Source organism: Adhaeribacter terrigena, assembly GCF_016623615.1.
GTDB classification, from domain to species: Bacteria; Bacteroidota; Bacteroidia; order Cytophagales; family Hymenobacteraceae; genus Adhaeribacter_A; species Adhaeribacter_A terrigena.
This window is the reverse complement of the sequence record NZ_JAEHFX010000003.1, coordinates 270,329-286,805: the sequence shown is the minus strand read 5'-3', so window position 1 is coordinate 286,805 and position 16,477 is coordinate 270,329. Positions and strand designations below refer to the sequence as shown.

Here is a 16,477-nt window from a genome sequence, read left to right as displayed (position 1 = left end):
CAGCCGTAAAAATACTTACTACGTTAGGGAACGATATTGCCGGAGTATTGCATTTCAATTATGAAATTGTTATCTTGCCTGCAAATATTCGTCATTTATGAAATTAAAAAATTTACTCTTAGCTACTGCTTCTGGTTTTTTCCTTTTCAGCGGCGTTAGTTATGCCCAGTCGGTATCTAAATATGGTTGCTATACCGATGAACACACCCGTGAACTGGAGCGCCAGAATCCGGCCTATGCTCAATCCCGGATTGCCCTTGAGCAACAGATCCGGCAGTATATTCAGCAAAACCCATCGGCCAGAACCAACGGTACAGTGCTAAAGGTGCCTGTAGTAGTGCATGTAGTAACTGAGAAAGGCTTTAACGGCATTTCAAAAGCTCAGGTACTGAACGGTATTCAGGTTTTAAATGAAGATTTCCGCCGCACAAACGCCGATAAAGTCAATACCCGGGCAATATTCGCGCCATATGCCGCTGATCTCGAAATAGAATTTGTGTTAGCCCGTATCGACCCTCAAGGTCAACCGACTGAAGGTATCAACCGGGTAACATCCCATACAGCTAACAGCCCTTTCACCCGGAATGATGTAAAAATAGGTGCTCCGGCCTGGCCTACGGATAAATATTTTAATATCTGGCTGGTAAACAGCATTACCAGCCCTCCAAATTCGCAGATCCTGGGTTATGCCCAGTTTCCGGGAATGGGTGCCTGGAATACCTATGGCCTGGTAATGCTGCATTCGCAGTGGGGTCGTACAGGCATGGTGCCTGGTGCTACCTCCAATACCGATGGCCGTACTGCCACCCACGAAGTAGGCCACTGCTTTAACCTGTGGCACACTTTCCAGGGGCAGGGACAAGCTTCCGGTTGCCAGGGGGCGGATCATAACTTTAACGGCGACATGGTAGGCGATACGCCACCTTCTGCCTATTCAACCCAGGGTTGCAGCACTACTCAGAACACCTGCAGCCTTGATACAGGTACAGGCAGCCCATATACCACAGATGTAGTAGATCAGGTAGAAAATTACATGAGCTATGACGTGTGCCAGAATATGTTTACGGAGGGTCAGCGGGTTCGGGCGCATGCAGCGCTTTCCACGGTTCCAACGCTGCAGAACCTGACTTCAACAAATGGTGCTTCTCCAAGCAACGCCATGGTTACAGGCATCGATCCGAATGCTACCGTTGGTCCTTTAGTACCGCAACCATATTTTGCCGTTTATAACAACCGTATTTGCGCGGGTGGATCCGTTACCTTTAAAGATGAAAGCTATAATGGCAACGTAACTACCTGGAACTGGACTTTCCCGGGCGGCACGCCGGCTACTTCTACCGATCAGAACCCGACTGTAACCTATAATACGCCGGGCGTTTATGCCGTTACCTTGTCTTCTGGCAACGGTACCAGCTCCCGCTCCATAACCAAAAGCGCTTTTATTAAAGTTATACCGGTAACCAACATTCCGTCGGCTTCTAACAGCATTACTTATCAGGAAGGCTTCGAAGATGCTTCTTTCCCGAATAATTCCTTCCCAACCCACGCAAATGCTAACAGCAGCTGGGATTTGGAAAGCAATGAAGTTGAAAATCCAAACAACTGGGTACGTTACGACCAGGCTGCAGCGTCAGGAAGATATTCACTGCGCTTAAACAACCACCCGAGCGTTATTAACGAAGGCATTACCTCTACGCTGTTTACGCCTAATATTGAAACCAGCAACCTGACCACTTCGGTTTTTGCTTCGTTTAAAGTAGCGTTTGCCAAGAGAGGTACAACCAGCTCCCCTATTACTCCGGAAGAAACGCTGCGGGTATCTTATTCTACCGATTGCGGCGTAAACTGGACCGACAGATACTATAAAGCCGGGAATACGCTGGTAACCACCTCTATTGTAACCAACAATTTTAAACCAACGGCTGCTGACTGGAGAGAAGAAAGAATTAACATACCTGCTGGTAACTTAGACAATACCATCATGTTTAAATTCGAAACCTACAGTGCCGGCGGTAACTCGCTTTACATAGACGATTTCAAATTATTCAGCTTATTAGGTACCAACGAAGAGGTTGCGCTGGAAAACAACATAAAAGTTTATCCGAACCCGGTAACCATGCAAACTGGTATTAATTTCGATCTGAAAACTCCGGAAAACGTTTCGGTGAAGATCTACGATCTGATTGGAAATACGATATACAAGAAAGAGAACGAGAAATTCTCTGCCGGTTCGCATACCATTGGCCTACACGATAAAATGAAGAACTTAAGTGCAGGCATGTATCTGGTAGAAATGAACCTGGGCGATAAAGTTTACAATACGAAACTAATTGTGCAATAATTGCCTTTAGCATAACAAAGGGGCTTGTTTTAAGAACTTCTTGAGTTCCATAAAAACAAGCCCCTTTTTAATTGAATATTCATCATTTATAAATCACTTTTTATGCAAAAAAAATTACTGTTTTTAGCAAGCAGTTTAGCTTTTGGCCTGGGCTTAGGCAATGCGCAAAGCCAAAACATTCCCTTCCGTAATTATTGTGCAACCGACAGTATGACCAGCGCTGCCATGGACATGTATCCGGATTATGCACGGGGCCGGAAAGAATTTACGGACATGATAAAGGGTCTGAATAACAATCCGGAGGCTGCCCGCATAAAAAAGAACGGTGGTAAATACACCATTCCGATCGTAATCCATATCATGCATACTTATGGCTCCAATAATATTACGGATGCTCAGGTAATGGATGCGGTGCGGATCATTAATGAAGATTATTCTAAAACAAGCGCCGATACCGGCAGCGTAATAAGCGCTTATAAGCCTTTACATGCCAACGTTGAATTTGAATTCAAACTGGCTCAAAAAGATCCGCAGGGAAATTGCACAAGCGGCATTACCCGTACGTATACGCCTCTTACCAATAACGCCGATAATAACGTAAAAAACCTGATCCGCTGGGCGCCGGAAAAATACCTGAACATCTGGGTAGTAGACCGGATCTCTTTTGGTGCCGGGGGATATTCGTACCTGCCCTGCAATGTACCGCCCAACCTGGAAGGCGTAGTGATCCTGAATACCCAGTTTGGCAGCGTTGGCCTTTCTAACGGCGGCAACTTTTCGGCCCGCTCTTTAACCCACGAAATCGGCCATTACATGGGCCTTCCGCACGTATGGGGTGCCGGTAACACCCCGGGAGCCAGCACAAACTGCGGCATGGACGACGGTATTGCCGATACACCGAATACCGTTGGTTCAACGAATTTCAGCTGCAATACTGCAAGTAATAGCTGTACGGGCACGTTTCCTTTCCCTGATCCGAATGGCGCCATGCCAGACAACGTGCAGAATTTCATGGATTATTCTTCCTGCGCAAAAATGTTTACCAACGGACAGAAAACGGTAATGGTAAACGCGCTCTTCAATACCACCATTAACAGCAACTGCCGAAACACCCTTGCTGATTCTGCAAACCTGGTAGCTACCGGAACGAACCCGGGTTTTGTGCCCGGAGCATGCGCCCCGGATGTTGATTTCAGTTCGACCTCGAAACGGGTATGCGCCGGTAATATTGTTGCTTTTCAGGAACAAGCTTATAACCTGAGAGGCAGCGCGGCAACGTATCACTGGACCTTCCCTGGCGGCAGCCCTGCTACCTCTACTTCCCCTAACCCGTTTGTAACCTACAACACTCCTGGAGTTTATAACGTTACTTTAAGAGTAGTAAATGCCAATGGCCAGGATTCTCTTACCAAAACGAACGCTGTAATTGTGGGTTCGGGCAATAGCATTGCAGGGGTACCTTTTATCCGTGGTTTCGAAAAAGCGAATTTCCCTACAGATCCGAGTAATCCGGCTGAAAGCTGGGAGCGTGAAGTTTCAGGAAACAATGGCTGGGAACGCACCACTTCGGTTGCGGCAACCGGCGTAGGCAGCCTGAGAGTCCGGAATAATATTGTTACCGCCGGCCTTACAAATGCTTTGATCTCTCCGAGCATCAGTTTTTATAACGTTAAAGGCGCATCGCTGAAATTTAAATTAGCGCACGCTCAGAAAACTTCTGAAAGCAACGAAAGACTGGTTGTTTCGATCTCTGAAGATTGCGGAAATACCTGGACCGACCGTTATACCAAAACAGGCGGTACGCTTGCTACGGCACCAATTACAGCTTCAGGCAACTTCTCGCCCCAATCTGCCAGCCACTGGCGTCAGGAAACGGTGGTAATTCCAAATACCTTCTCAGGTGGTAACTTAATGTTTAAATTTGAAGTTACCAGCGATGGCGGCAACCCGGTTTACCTGGACGACATTGAAATTAACGGCATTGTGAGCGGCATGAACGAAAGTCTGGCTTCAGCAGCTAACCTGAACGTTTATCCGAATCCTAGCAACGGCGATGCTACTGTTAGCTTCGCCCTGCCTACGGCTTCCGATTACACCCTGGAAGTACTTTCCGTAACCGGCCAGCAGATCGGTAAATCTTATGTAAAACAAAGCCAGAATGGTACCCAGGAAATTAAACTGAGCAATATTACTGGTCAGCAGAATCTGAAAGCCGGCGTTTACCTGGTGAAACTGCAGGCCAATGGCTTTACAACCCTTAAAAAGGCGATCGTTTTCTAAATAAAACTGAATGCGCTTTAATTGTACCGCCGCAAGGACTATCTTTGCGGCGGTATTTTTTTATAAGCCAATAGGAAACCCAAATGCGGAAACAAAAAAAAGTAAGCGAATCGTACACCATTATGACGGAACTGGTATTGCCCAACGATACCAATACGCTGCACAATTTAATGGGCGGCCGCATGATGCACTGGATGGATATTGTATCGGCTATTGCAGCGCAAAAACACTCTAACCGCATTGTAGTTACGGCTTCAGTAGATAACGTTTCTTTTAAAGAAAGCATTAAACTGGGCAACGTGGTTACGCTGGAAGCGCAGGTTACGCGTGCCTTTAACTCGAGCATGGAAGTGCACATAAAGGTGTTTGCGGAAGATATTCCGGCCGGAAAAAAGGTTAAAACCAATGAAGCTTTCTTTACTTTTGTGGCTGTAGACCAGCTTGGCAGCCCTATAGATGTGCCGGAGGCATTGCCCGAAACGGATGGCGAAATTGAATTGTTTAACGGGGCACTTCGGCGCCGGCAATTACGTTTGATCTTAGCAGGCCGTATGAAACCGCACGATGCAGAAGAACTGAAAGCGATTTTCAATTTTCAGCAGTAGTTTTCGGGCCGGAAACCCTACCGTTTTTCTTTACCAGTATGTCGGAATTCAATTCAGCTTTTTATAAAAACTTTTACTCCGAAACGCTTTTCGTAACCCGCGATGCGAATGCCAATGTGCCTTTGCCGGAAGAAGAACTGATCGTTACGGGGCCGGAGATCACGTATAACGAAAAGGTTTTTAAAGGCCTGGTTATCCTGGTTTCGGAAAAGAATGAAACGTTCAGCCAGATTCTGCAAAATGAATTCCTGACCAAGATTCTGAAGGCGATAAAGTTTGAAATGCACGACGTGGCTTTTGTAAATATTGCCCTTGGCGGTAAGATAAATCTGGCGGTACTTGGTAAAAAATTGCCCGTTAAAAGTGTGGTTAGTTTTGGTACCGACTTGCTCGATATCGACAAAATTCCGGCACCTTACAAACATTTCCACGTTGGTCCTACCCCGGTTTTGCTTTCCGAAAGCCTAACCCAGCTGGAAGCTGATCAAAGTAAAAAACGCCTGCTTTGGAATGGATTGCAGGGGATGTTTTTGTAATAACCCGCTGACTTCCCTTAACAGAAAACATCAGAATAAAAAAAAGCCTTTCCAGTAACGGAAAGGCTTTTTTTATTTCGATTAATTCCTGTCAATCAGAAACAGATTCTTCCTGATCATACTGTACGATCCGGTTTATAATGGCGGCACTCTCTTCCGGCCCCATTCCCAGAATGTGGCTTACTTCCATTTCTTCTTCAATGTATTCCCCGTCGATGGCTAAGATCTGCACATCATTCGGGTGTTCGTTGCCGCGGGCCAGGAAACCGGGCGTAAACTGAATGTAATAAATATGGTTTTCTGTTTCTACAATACGTTTTACCGGGTGTTCCATAAGGAGTAATTTAAATCAAACTGTTACGATGCTTTTGCTTTTTTAGCCAGATACGATACCGTTTTCACAAAAAAAACCGGCGAAGCTTTAAAAACTTCACCGGTTTTTTTATCTATTTAGTTTTTAAGGCGAAAACGATACCGTTTTTACTTCAGCACTTCGGCCAGTTTGGCTTCCAGAGCAGCACCGCGCAGGTTCTTGGCAATGATCTTGCCTTCTTTATCGATCAAAACCGTGTGCGGAATAGCGGTGATATTGTAAAGTTTACCGGCAGCGCTTTCCCAGCCTTTCAGATCCGAAACGTGCGGCCAGGTAAGTTTATCTTTGGCAATGGCTTCAACCCATTTCTCTTTGCTTTGATCGAAAGAAACGCCGAAGATCTCGAAGCCTTTGTCTTTATACTTGTTGTACATTTTAACCACGTTCGGGTTTTCCCGGCGGCAAGGTCCGCACCAGGAAGCCCAGAAATCGATGAGCACATATTTACCTTTTAAGGAAGAAAGTGATTGGGTTCCTCCATCCGGCGTGGGTAGCGTAATATCCGGGGCCATGCTGCCTACCGTTACGTTCCCTAGTTTCGACAAACGTTCGTTCAGCGCTTTGGTATATTTCGACTCCGGCTGGGTTTTCTTATAGACTGCCAGCATGCTGTCGGCGAAAGCGTATTGCTCTTCCGGGTTGATCAAAGTCAGCGTGCTGTAAACCGACATGATGGAGTTGGGATTGCGGCGGATAAAATTCTTGAAGTTGTTTTCGCTGGCTCTCTGAATATTGTTGGCCGTAGCTTCAATGGCTTTTACGGAATCCTGCTGGCCGGCATTGGTAGCGGCAATGTAACGCGCCTTCAGGCCTTCCATTTGCTTTTGCGGCGCAACCATTAAACCGTTCAGTTCTTTAAGTAATTCGGAGTCTTTAGAACCTTTAACCGTATACGTTTCTGAAACATTTTTAGCATCTGCTTCAAACTCGATGGCCTTATTTTCCAGCACAAAAAGGATAGCGTTTTGCGGGTCTAAAGCCAGTTTATAGATGCCGGTTTCCGGCACCGTTCCGGTCATTTCAAAGCTGCCGTCTTTCCCAATTTCGGCGGTGTCGCGGGCTACGAATTGTTGTTCGCCCAGTTCGTCCAGATACACTTTGCTGCCTTCGGCCGCGTTTTTAAACTTCCCGGTGATCTTGTAGCCATTGCCGGAAGTTTCGGCGGTGGTGCCTTTTTTGTTGCAGGCGCTCAACATGGTTATTGCGCCGGCTAATACTAATATTGTTTTTTTCATAGGTCTATATTAATCGGGAAGGTAATTTACATCCCCCGCCCCTCCAATGAGGGATTTTACGAAATATGCGTGTTTTATAAATTATTATTAAGCAATAATTAAATCTTAAAACTATAACTAATATCAAATAACGTAATAAACTTCATTATCTGATATTTTCCCCTTTAGACAAGCAGGAAATCATGACTTTTTAAAGTTCAAACCCTAGCGCTTTCTACGCGTTTTCCAGCGTTTTGCGCAGCAGTTCGTTCGCAATTTTAGGGTCGGCTTTGCCCTGGGTTTTCTTCATAACGTCGCCCATAAACATGCCTAATAAACTTTGCTTACCAGCTTTGTATTCCGCTACTTTAGCCGGATTGCTGGCTACTACCGCCGTAATAATTTCCTGCAACGCATTTTCATCGGTGCTTTGCAGCAAGTGTAAGTCATCTGCAGCTTCCAAAGGCGATTTACCCGGATATTCCAGTAAATGCGGGAAGATCTGTTTGCTGGCGGCGTTGTAATTTACCTTGCCTTTTTCTACCATTTCAATTAACCCGGCAATTTGATTAGGCGTGAGCGGGAAATCGTCGATGTGCAGCGTCAGTTCGTTCAGGTAGGATTTTATGGGTCCCATCATCCAGTTCGAAGCGGCTTTGTATTTGTTGGTGTGTTCGCAAATTTCTTCGAAGAAAAGGGCAATTTCCTTGCTGTCCGTTAACACTTGCGCATCGTATTCCGGAAGTTCGAATTCTTCGGTGAATTTCTGGTGCAGGTATTGCGGCAAGTGCGGCATATCTTCTTTAATGCGCGCGATCCAGGCTTCGGAAACTACCAAAGGTGGCAGGTCCGGCTCCGGGAAATAACGGTAATCGTTTAGGGTTTCTTTAGAACGCATTGCCGTAGTGCTGCCGGTGTTCGCATCGAAATTACGGGTCTGCGAATCGATTTCGCCGCCGTTCTCCAGGATCTCGATCTGGCGTTCAATTTCGTGTTCGATGGCGCGCTGCACGTTCCGGAAGGAGTTCATATTCTTCACCTCCACTTTGGTACCGAACTTGGTAGCGCCTTTCAGCATCACTGAAATGTTGGCGTCGCAACGCAGCGAACCTTCTTCCATATTGCCGTCGCAGATATCGAGGTACTGCACCAGTTTTTTGATCTGGGTCAGGTAAGCGTAGGCTTCGTCTGAATCGCGGATATCGGGTTCGGAAACAATCTCGATTAGCGGTACACCGGCGCGGTTAAAATCTACCAGCGTTTCGGTTTCGCCGGCTAAGTGCATCGATTTTCCGGCATCTTCTTCCATATGAATTCGGGTGATGCCGATGCGTTTTTCTTCGCCTTCGTTGTTCTTTACTTCGATGTAGCCTTTGGTGCAGATCGGGGTTTTATCCTGGGTGATCTGGTAGCCTTTCGGAAGATCGGGGTAGAAATAGTTTTTGCGGGCGTACACGTTATTTTCCGTGATTTGGCAGTTGGTAGCAAGGCCCATTTTCACGGCCATTTCTACCACTTTTTTATTGATGCGCGGCAACGTGCCCGGGTGCCCCAACGTGATCACACTCAGGTTGGTGTTGGGCAGGGTGCCGTATTCAGTAGAATCGGAAGAATAGGCTTTGCTTTCGGTTAACAGCTGCGCGTGCACTTCCAAACCAATTACTGCCTGATATTTATCGCGAATTGCGCTTTCCATTTTTGGTAATGATTAATGATTAGTGATTAATGATTAGTTGGGTCATTAATCATCAAATTTCTAAATATTATTGAACACCAAATTTAATTGGTAATGTATATTTAACAGTAACAGGTTCACCATTAATATTACCTGGAATCCAAATTAACTGTTTCATAGGATATATTGCCCTAACTGCTTCCTCGGAACAACCACCTCCTAAAGGCTTCAAAACTAATATATCAGTCAATTTACCGCTTTCAGTAATGAGATATGAGAGAACCACCGTTCCAGAAATTCCTTGGCGCATAGCTTCCTGCGGATATTTTACATAACCTTCAATATCATTACCATCTTTATTTGGGAAAAAAAGAGGTTGCTGGTCCAGCTTTTTATTTTCAAATCCATTCTCCGTTTGTACGGAATAAATTGCATTCGAACCTTCCTCTGGTTTGAAATAAATAAGCTTATCAGCGGTATAATCGTACTCTTTGGTTAACTCACCTTTTGAATTAAAAAACTTCCAATGACCAATTCTTTTACCACCCTTGAATTTTCCCGAACTTTCAATTTTTTTGTTCCCATCAAAATAAGTAACCCAAGTGCTATCTTTAAGGTTGTTTTTATAAAATCCGGTTTGAATAGGCAAATTATTGTTTGACTTTAAATAGGCTCCTTCTTTAACATTTTTATCCTTTTTCAGGACAGTATATTCTTCCTGATATTGAGGGAATGTTTTTTTAACCTCTTTTAATTCTTGCCCAAATGTTAATAATGGGAAGCCAAGCAAAATGGGTATTATTATCTTTTCCAAATTCATTTTAATTAATTCAAACCCTTCACAAACGCCTCAGCTTTTGCCGGAACATTTGCCAGACCTGCGGCATTTTTACCGCCGGCGGTTGCGTAGAACGGCTGACCGCCTCCGCCGCCCTGGATCTCTTTGGCCAGTTCTTTTACGATCTGCGTCGCGTTCAGGCCTTTTTCGGAAACCAGGTTATCGGAAAGCATTACGGTAAGTTGCGGTTTACCGTCAATTTCGGCGGCTAAAACCAGGAACAGGTTGTCTACGGTTTGGCGCAGGTCGAAGGCAAGTTTCTTTACGTAATCGGCGGAACAGAGCTCCACATTGCGGGCAATGAAGTTGATGCCGTTGATGTTCTGCGCTTCGCCGGCCAATACGTTTTTCAGTACGGTAACCTGCTTTAGCTCGAATTGCTCCAGTTGCTTTTTCAGGGCCGAATTTTCTTCCAGCACTTTTTCTACCGTTTTCGATAGCGTTTGCGGCGAACCTAAAAGCTGTTTCACTTCTTCGAGCTGAGCCAGTTGGTTGTGCACAAATTCTTCGGCAGCATTGGCGGTAACGGCTTCTATTCGGCGTACGCCGGCGGCAACCGAACTTTCCGACACGATCTTGAAGAAACCAATTTCGCCGGTGCTGGCTACGTGCGTACCGCCGCAAAGCTCCACGCTGTATTCTTTATCGAAGGTAATTACGCGCACAAATTCGCCGTATTTTTCACCGAACAAAGCCATTGCGCCGTGCTGTTTCGCTTCGGCAATGGGCACGTTGCGTTTTTCATCAAGGGCAATGTTTTGGCGAATTTTGGAGTTCACCATCCGTTCGATTTCGTGAATTTGCTCGTCGGTAACTTTGGTGAAATGCGAAAAGTCGAAACGCAGCAGTTTGTCGTTTACCAGGGAGCCTTTCTGATGCACGTGTTCGCCTAAATGGTTACGCAACGCGGCGTGCAGCAAGTGCGTGGCCGAGTGATTTTTCTTGATCACTTTCCGGCGGTTCGCATCAATTTTCAGGTAAAGCGGCGCGGTCACGTCTTCCGGCAATTCGGTAGTTACGTGAATGATCAGGTCGTTTTCCTTGCGCGTATCAATTACCTTCACCTTGCTCAAACCACTTTCCAGGAAGCCGGTATCGCCTACCTGACCGCCGCTTTCGGCGTAGAAAGGCGTTTTTTCGAGCACAATGTGGTATTCGGTTTTGCCTTTGGTGGAAACTTTGCGGTAACGCAGCATCCGGGTTTCTGTGGTTTCGTGGTCGTAGCCGATGAATTCGGTTTCGGCTTCGTCGTTCACAATAACCCAGTCGCTTTGCTCCGAAACCGAGGCATTGCGCGAACGATTTTTCTGCTGCTCCATTTCTACGTTAAAGCCGGCTTCGTCTACGGTTAAGCCTTTTTCGCGGGCAATTAAAGCGGTTAAATCCAGCGGAAAACCAAAGGTATCGTAAAGTTCGAAAGCAGTTTTTCCGTCGATAACGTTACCGTTTTGCTTGAATTTTTCTTCCAGCGTATCGAGGCGTTTCAGACCATTTTCCAGGGTGCGCAAAAACGCAATTTCTTCTTCCTCTATCACGCGCATTACGAAACTTTGCTGTTGCTTCAGTTCCGGGAAAACGCTTGCCATCTGGTCGGCCAGGGTTGGCACGATGCTGTAGAAGAACGGTTTTTTGAAATTCAGGAAGGTGAACGCATAACGCACCGCGCGGCGCAAAATGCGACGAATTACGTAACCGGCTTTGTTGTTGGAAGGCAACTGGCCGTCGGCAATGGCGAAGGAAAGCGTGCGGATGTGGTCGGCAATTACGCGGGTAGCAATGTCGGTCTTTTCGTTTTCGCCGTATTTAATGTCGGCCGCATCGGAAATAAACTGGATCAGCGGCTGGAAAACCGAGGTATCGTAGTTCGATTGCTTGCCTTCGATGGCCATACACAAACGCTCGAAACCCATTCCGGTATCTACATGCTGCGCCGGAAGTTTCACCAGCGAGCCGTCCTGCAGGCGGTTGAATTCCATAAATACGTTGTTCCAGATCTCCACCACCTGCGGATGGTCGTTGTTTACCAGGTCTTTGCCCGGTGTTTTCGCAACTTCCTCTTCGGAACGCAGATCGATGTGAATTTCGGAGCACGGACCGCAGGGTCCGGTGTCGCCCATTTCCCAGAAATTGTCTTTTTTAGAACCAAACAAAATGCGCTCTTCGCTACCCAGAATGCCTTTCCAAAGCTCGAACGCTTCCATATCGCGCTCCAGGTTTTCAGAAGGGTCGCCGCCGAAAACGCTTACGTACAACCGGTCTTTCGGCAGTTTGTAAACTTCAGTAAGCAGTTCCCAGGCCCAGTGCAGCGCATCTTTCTTGAAATAATCGCCAAACGACCAGTTGCCCAGCATTTCGAACATCGTGTGGTGGTAGGTGTCGTAACCCACTTCTTCCAGGTCGTTGTGCTTGCCGGAAACCCGGAGACATTTCTGCGTATCGGCAATGCGTTTGTACGGCGCGGGTTTGTTGCCCAGGAAATAATCTTTGAAAGGCGCCATTCCGGAGTTGATGAACATCAGGGTCGGGTCGTCTTTTACCACAATGGGCGCGGAAGGCACAATGTGGTGGCCTTTGGAAGCAAAAAAATCGAGGAACTGTTTCCGTATTTCGTTCGAGGTCATATTTCGTAGGTTCGATTATTCGAGTTTCGAATGTTCGATTTATGTAAAGTCTTAAAAATGCTATGGTTTTGGGCCTGAAAAGTGCGTATTGCCGGATTTCAGGCTAAATACAAAAGTAGTATATTTCGGAAGATTCTGGTAGGTTTTTGCGGGATTTGATTAAATTTACCGGCTTAGGAAACCCGTGTTCATTTTTTCAAAATCCTGAACTTAAGAAAGGGAATTGTTTTAATCCTAACGAACTAAAATTTTTAAAATGTCTCAATTAGAATTAGAACAGTTTGTTCCGCAGACTGCCAGGTATTCAATTTTTTACCCAAAAACTTACGAATTGTTTGAAGATGAAGAAAGTGTAGTGACAATTTCTTCAAATGATACTGATAGTTCAATGACATTAAGTGGTTATGAAGTTGATGGAGAAGCAGACGAAAAGGTTTTAAGAGAATTTTTAAATGAAATCACATCGGGTTATGAGGTAATTTCAGAACCTGAAATTGGAAATTTTGGCGAAGGTTTAAAAATTGAAGCTAAATTCACCAAAGATGAAAATTATTGGATTTGGAAAATTTTCTCAGTTGAATCGGCAATAGTTGTTGTTTCAATTAATAGCAGTGAAGACTTAGATCCTGAGCAATTGGGCGTTTATGAATTTATGCTTCAGAATTTCGAAATTTATCCAGATTGAAAATCAGTTTATTTATAAAAATCGAACAATCGAATATCGAATAATCGAACCTACGAAAAGTGCCCTACAAAGAGAAAGAAATAGAAAAGCAGTATTACACCATCGGCGAAGTGGCGTCGATGTTTGGCGTGGCGGCCTCGCTGATCCGGTTTTGGGAAACGGAATTTGAGGAGCTGAAGCCGAAAAAAAACAAAAAAGGCAACCGGCTTTTTACTCCTTCCGATATCGAAACGCTGCGCACCATCCACCATTTGCTGAAAGACCGCGGCTATACTATTCAAGGGGCGCGCGAACTGCTGAAAAACAAAAGCGTGCAAACGAAAGATAAGGTGGAAATGATCCAGAGTTTGGAGAAGGTTCGGGCGTTTTTGGTGAAAATGAAGAAGCAGTTGTAGTTATGAAAAAGCAGACTTTCCTTTTAACTGCTGCATTAACTTTAACTATTTTTTCCTGCACCAAACAGAAAAAAGTAGATGAATTTAATCCTGCATTTCTTAGTGCCAGAGCTTATGAGAAAAGTTCTCTAGTTTTAAACCCGAAAGTCTGGGAACTTGGAATTGATTCCGGAACAGCAGTTTTTGATCACGAAATTTCATCCGGCAACTCTACGATTTTACAATTTTCTTACCATGCCAGAGAAAGAAAAGAGCTTGAAGATGATGAAGTCGTTGAGACTTTTTTGATTGAATTGGATAGCAATTTGGATAGTCTGCACATAAAAGATAAGCAGTTTAATTCATTTACTAATGTTTACCGGCAGTCCTGTTTTTCAATGGATTGCAATAAAGGGCTTCCTACAGAAACAGGATATATAAAGGGTAAAAAACTAGACAACAAAAGCTGGTGGTTTGAAGTAGAAGTGGGGATGATTTCATTTCAGGATACGGTTTTTATTAATAAAGAAACCCGAAAAGCAATTTAAGCCCCATAAGATCCCTCGGCTTCGCTCGGGATGACGCAAAAAAAACGCTACCCAAAACCACCTAAAAAGTGCCAGACCAAAACGAACAGCTTTACGAAGTAGCCATCGGCCTGATTCCCGGCATTGGCAATATGCTCACGAAGCAACTCGTAAGTTTTTGTGGTTCGCCTAAAGCGTTTTTTGATATGCCACTGGCGCGTTTAGAGCTAATGAATGGCATTGGTCCGGGCGCTTTGAAAGCTTTTAAAAACCGGAACGAAGCGTTGCGCAAAGCCGAAGTTGTTTTGCAACAAGCCGAAAAATACGAAGCGCAAATCCTTTTTTACACACATCCCGATTACCCGAAACGCCTGAAGCAAATTGCCGATGCGCCTTCCCTCCTTTTCTACAAAGGAAACGCCAGCCTGAACCACCCCAAAACCATCAGCATTGTCGGCACCCGGAAACTTACCCGCTACGGCGAAGCAGTTACAGAGAAAATTGTCCACGACCTTCAAAAGCACGACCCACTCATCATTTCCGGTTTGGCTTACGGCATCGATATTGTGGCCCATCGTTCGGCATTAAAATACGGGTTGCAAACCATCGGTACCATTGCCAGCGGACTGGATATGATCTACCCGGCAGCGCATAAAAAAACGGCGGAACAAATGCTGGAACAGGGTGGTTTGCTTTCGGAAAAAATATTTGGCATTGAACTTCATCCACAATTTTTTCCGGCCCGGAACCGCATCATTGCCGGCTTGGCCGACTGCACCATAATTGTAGAAGGCGCTTTGAAAAGTGGATCGTTAATTACCGCTGAAATTGCTTATGGCTACAACAAAGAAGTTATGGCCGTGCCGGGAAATATTACTTCAGAAGTTTCCGGTGGCACGAATTACCTGATCAAAACGCAGCAAGCGGTTCCTTATACCTGCATCGAAGATCTGGAACAATTACTTAATTGGGATAATGCTTTGCAGCCGCCTCAATTGGGTTTGTTTGCTGATTCTCCAACTAAACCAAACCAACTTACTCAATACGATCCGAACGATTTCAGCCAAGAAGAATGGGCCATTATCGAAGTACTGCAGCAAAACAACGATGAAATGATCGACAATATAAGTTGGAAAGCGCAGATTCCGATAAATCAGATCGCTTCACTCCTGCTGAATTTAGAATTTAACGGTGTGGTGAAGAGTTTACCAGGCAAGAAGTTCCGGTTGCTTTAATTACAGCATCCGTAGCGTAGGGTTAAAACTTACGCTACAAAAAAATAAAATTCACAATATTGCGTCATCTCGACGTCAGGAGAGATCTCTTCCAGTTGGTAGTACCTTTTATTCTGGCTTTCTACCAGCCCGATGAGTTCTCTCCTTGCGTCGAGATGACCGTGAAAATTTAAAATTGAAAATTGAAATACGTACTTTACAATTTCGAGCTCAAAAAAGAAACCGCCTTGCAAATTCCGATCTGCAGCCGGGCATTTCAGTACAACGACGGTGCTTTCGAAACCATGCTTTTTAGTAATGGCAAAGTTCGGTTTCTGGATAGTCATTTGAACCGGTTAGACAAAGCGGCGAAGGTATTGCACCTTGAACTTCCAGATGAACTATCTGACTTAGAAACCCTAGGTTTATGGCTTGAAAAACTAATCTGGAAAAACCAGTTGAAAGGGAGTATCCGGCTTAAATTAAAGTTTTGGCGCAGTGGCAAAGGACTTTACACGCCGGAGCAAAATGCAGCAGAAGTGTTGATCACCGCGGAGCCGCAACATGAAAATTCGAACATCATCCAAACCGCAGGTTTTGCCGAAACTGTTTGCACACATTACTCATCTTATTCCTTTTTCAAAGGTCCCAATTCAACTCAATATGTTTTATCGGGCATCGAAAAAAAACAGCGGAACTTGGATGAGATCATTCTTTTAAGTGCTGAAGGTTTCGTTTCCGAATGCCTGGCTGCCAATATTTTCTGGATCAGAAACGGTATGGTTTTCACTCCAAAAACTACCACTGGTTGCATTGCCGGTGTTATGCGCGAGAATTTATTGCGACTTTTCCAGTCCGAAAACATAGCGTTTCAGGAAGGGGCGTTTTTGCCTGAAGCTTTGTTGAAAGCCGAAGTGGTTTTTACTTCCAATGCAGCTGGTATCAGAACAATAGAAAGTATTTCTGAAACAAAATTTGCCGTTGAACATCCGATCATCATGTTAATCCGGGAAAAGCTTATAAATACCTGATTTTAAATTTCGGATGCCAGCCTAATTTTCTGTACTTTTGCCGGCTAATTTTAAGGCAGTTTCCGAAGAACCCAAACGGGAAATCAGAGATCTTTTATAACGGATACTGCTCAGCTATATGTTACTTTCTACAAAGCAATTTCTGGATAACTTCATAGGTACT

14 protein-coding genes are annotated in these 16,477 nt (G+C 45.0%); 9 read left to right on the top strand and 5 right to left on the bottom strand.

Annotated elements, in window-relative coordinates; all coding sequences use genetic code 11:
• The first annotated feature begins 97 nt into the window (after positions 1–97).
• The 4 genes from I5M27_RS07985 (at position 98) to I5M27_RS07970 (ending at position 5,762) form a co-directional block, all read left to right on the top strand.
• Positions 98–2,341: a T9SS type A sorting domain-containing protein gene (locus I5M27_RS07985; protein ID WP_200505672.1), complete on the top strand. Its 2,244-nt coding sequence runs from the start codon at positions 98–100 to the stop codon at positions 2,339–2,341.
• 102 nt (positions 2,342–2,443) lie between these two features.
• A complete protein-coding gene (locus I5M27_RS07980; protein WP_200505671.1) occupies positions 2,444–4,621 on the top strand; it encodes a M43 family zinc metalloprotease in 2,178 nt (725 codons plus the stop codon).
• A gap of 83 nt (positions 4,622–4,704) precedes the next feature.
• Positions 4,705–5,226, top strand: a complete 522-nt coding sequence (locus tag I5M27_RS07975) for an acyl-CoA thioesterase (protein WP_200505670.1) — start codon at positions 4,705–4,707, stop codon at positions 5,224–5,226.
• 38 nt (positions 5,227–5,264) lie between these two features.
• Entirely contained in the window at positions 5,265–5,762 is a 498-nt protein-coding gene (locus I5M27_RS07970; protein WP_200505669.1) for a hypothetical protein, read from the top strand.
• A gap of 91 nt (positions 5,763–5,853) precedes the next feature.
• Here the strand turns inward: I5M27_RS07970 and I5M27_RS07965 are convergent, their stop codons facing one another.
• The 5 genes from I5M27_RS07965 to alaS form a co-directional block, all read right to left on the bottom strand.
• The gene (locus I5M27_RS07965; RefSeq protein ID WP_200505668.1) at positions 5,854–6,096 is read right to left on the bottom strand and encodes a hypothetical protein; all 243 of its coding nucleotides are present in this window, start codon (positions 6,094–6,096) and stop codon (positions 5,854–5,856) included.
• A gap of 146 nt (positions 6,097–6,242) precedes the next feature.
• A complete protein-coding gene (locus I5M27_RS07960) occupies positions 6,243–7,370 on the bottom strand; it encodes a TlpA disulfide reductase family protein (RefSeq protein WP_200505667.1) in 1,128 nt (375 codons plus the stop codon).
• Between the two features lie 214 nt (positions 7,371–7,584).
• A complete protein-coding gene (gene gatB / locus I5M27_RS07955) occupies positions 7,585–9,045 on the bottom strand; it encodes an Asp-tRNA(Asn)/Glu-tRNA(Gln) amidotransferase subunit GatB (protein WP_200505666.1) in 1,461 nt (486 codons plus the stop codon).
• Between the two features lie 67 nt (positions 9,046–9,112).
• Positions 9,113–9,838: an energy transducer TonB gene (locus I5M27_RS07950; protein ID WP_200505665.1), complete on the bottom strand. Its 726-nt coding sequence runs from the start codon at positions 9,836–9,838 to the stop codon at positions 9,113–9,115.
• An 11-nt stretch (positions 9,839–9,849) separates the two neighbouring features.
• Positions 9,850–12,483, bottom strand: a complete 2,634-nt coding sequence (gene alaS / locus I5M27_RS07945) for an alanine--tRNA ligase (protein WP_200505664.1) — start codon at positions 12,481–12,483, stop codon at positions 9,850–9,852.
• A 256-nt stretch (positions 12,484–12,739) separates the two neighbouring features.
• Here alaS and I5M27_RS07940 point away from each other — a divergent pair, with 256 nt between their 5' ends.
• From I5M27_RS07940 to I5M27_RS07920, 5 genes are all read left to right on the top strand, one after another.
• Complete coding sequence (locus I5M27_RS07940; protein ID WP_200505663.1) at positions 12,740–13,168, top strand: hypothetical protein; 429 nt, start codon at positions 12,740–12,742, stop codon at positions 13,166–13,168.
• Between the two features lie 59 nt (positions 13,169–13,227).
• Positions 13,228–13,563 carry a MerR family transcriptional regulator gene (locus I5M27_RS07935; RefSeq protein ID WP_200505662.1) on the top strand — a complete coding sequence of 112 codons (336 nt, stop codon included), beginning with the start codon at positions 13,228–13,230 and terminating at the stop codon, positions 13,561–13,563.
• 2 nt (positions 13,564–13,565) lie between these two features.
• Positions 13,566–14,090, top strand: a complete 525-nt coding sequence (locus I5M27_RS07930; protein ID WP_200505661.1) for a hypothetical protein — start codon at positions 13,566–13,568, stop codon at positions 14,088–14,090.
• Positions 14,091–14,158: 68 nt separating this feature from the next.
• On the top strand, positions 14,159–15,304 hold the full coding sequence (gene dprA, locus I5M27_RS07925; protein WP_317193569.1) for a DNA-processing protein DprA: 1,146 nt from the start codon (positions 14,159–14,161) through the stop codon (positions 15,302–15,304).
• A 182-nt stretch (positions 15,305–15,486) separates the two neighbouring features.
• A complete protein-coding gene (locus I5M27_RS07920; RefSeq protein WP_200505660.1) occupies positions 15,487–16,314 on the top strand; it encodes an aminotransferase class IV in 828 nt (275 codons plus the stop codon).
• The last annotated feature ends 163 nt before the right edge of the window (positions 16,315–16,477 follow it).

What these genes read in the sequence shown, in the direction of transcription:
- I5M27_RS07985 (WP_200505672.1), top strand. Translation starts at nt 98, where the DNA reads ATGAAATTAAAAAATTTACTCTTAGCTACTGCTTCTGGTTTTTTCCTT.
- I5M27_RS07980 (WP_200505671.1), top strand. Translation starts at nt 2,444, where the DNA reads ATGCAAAAAAAATTACTGTTTTTAGCAAGCAGTTTAGCTTTTGGCCTG.
- I5M27_RS07975 (WP_200505670.1), top strand. Translation starts at nt 4,705, where the DNA reads ATGCGGAAACAAAAAAAAGTAAGCGAATCGTACACCATTATGACGGAA.
- I5M27_RS07970 (WP_200505669.1), top strand. Translation starts at nt 5,265, where the DNA reads ATGTCGGAATTCAATTCAGCTTTTTATAAAAACTTTTACTCCGAAACG.
- I5M27_RS07965 (WP_200505668.1), bottom strand. Translation starts at nt 6,096, where the DNA reads ATGGAACACCCGGTAAAACGTATTGTAGAAACAGAAAACCATATTTAT.
- I5M27_RS07960 (WP_200505667.1), bottom strand. Translation starts at nt 7,370, where the DNA reads ATGAAAAAAACAATATTAGTATTAGCCGGCGCAATAACCATGTTGAGC.
- gatB (WP_200505666.1), bottom strand. Translation starts at nt 9,045, where the DNA reads ATGGAAAGCGCAATTCGCGATAAATATCAGGCAGTAATTGGTTTGGAA.
- alaS (WP_200505664.1), bottom strand. Translation starts at nt 12,483, where the DNA reads ATGACCTCGAACGAAATACGGAAACAGTTCCTCGATTTTTTTGCTTCC.
- I5M27_RS07940 (WP_200505663.1), top strand. Translation starts at nt 12,740, where the DNA reads ATGTCTCAATTAGAATTAGAACAGTTTGTTCCGCAGACTGCCAGGTAT.
- I5M27_RS07930 (WP_200505661.1), top strand. Translation starts at nt 13,566, where the DNA reads ATGAAAAAGCAGACTTTCCTTTTAACTGCTGCATTAACTTTAACTATT.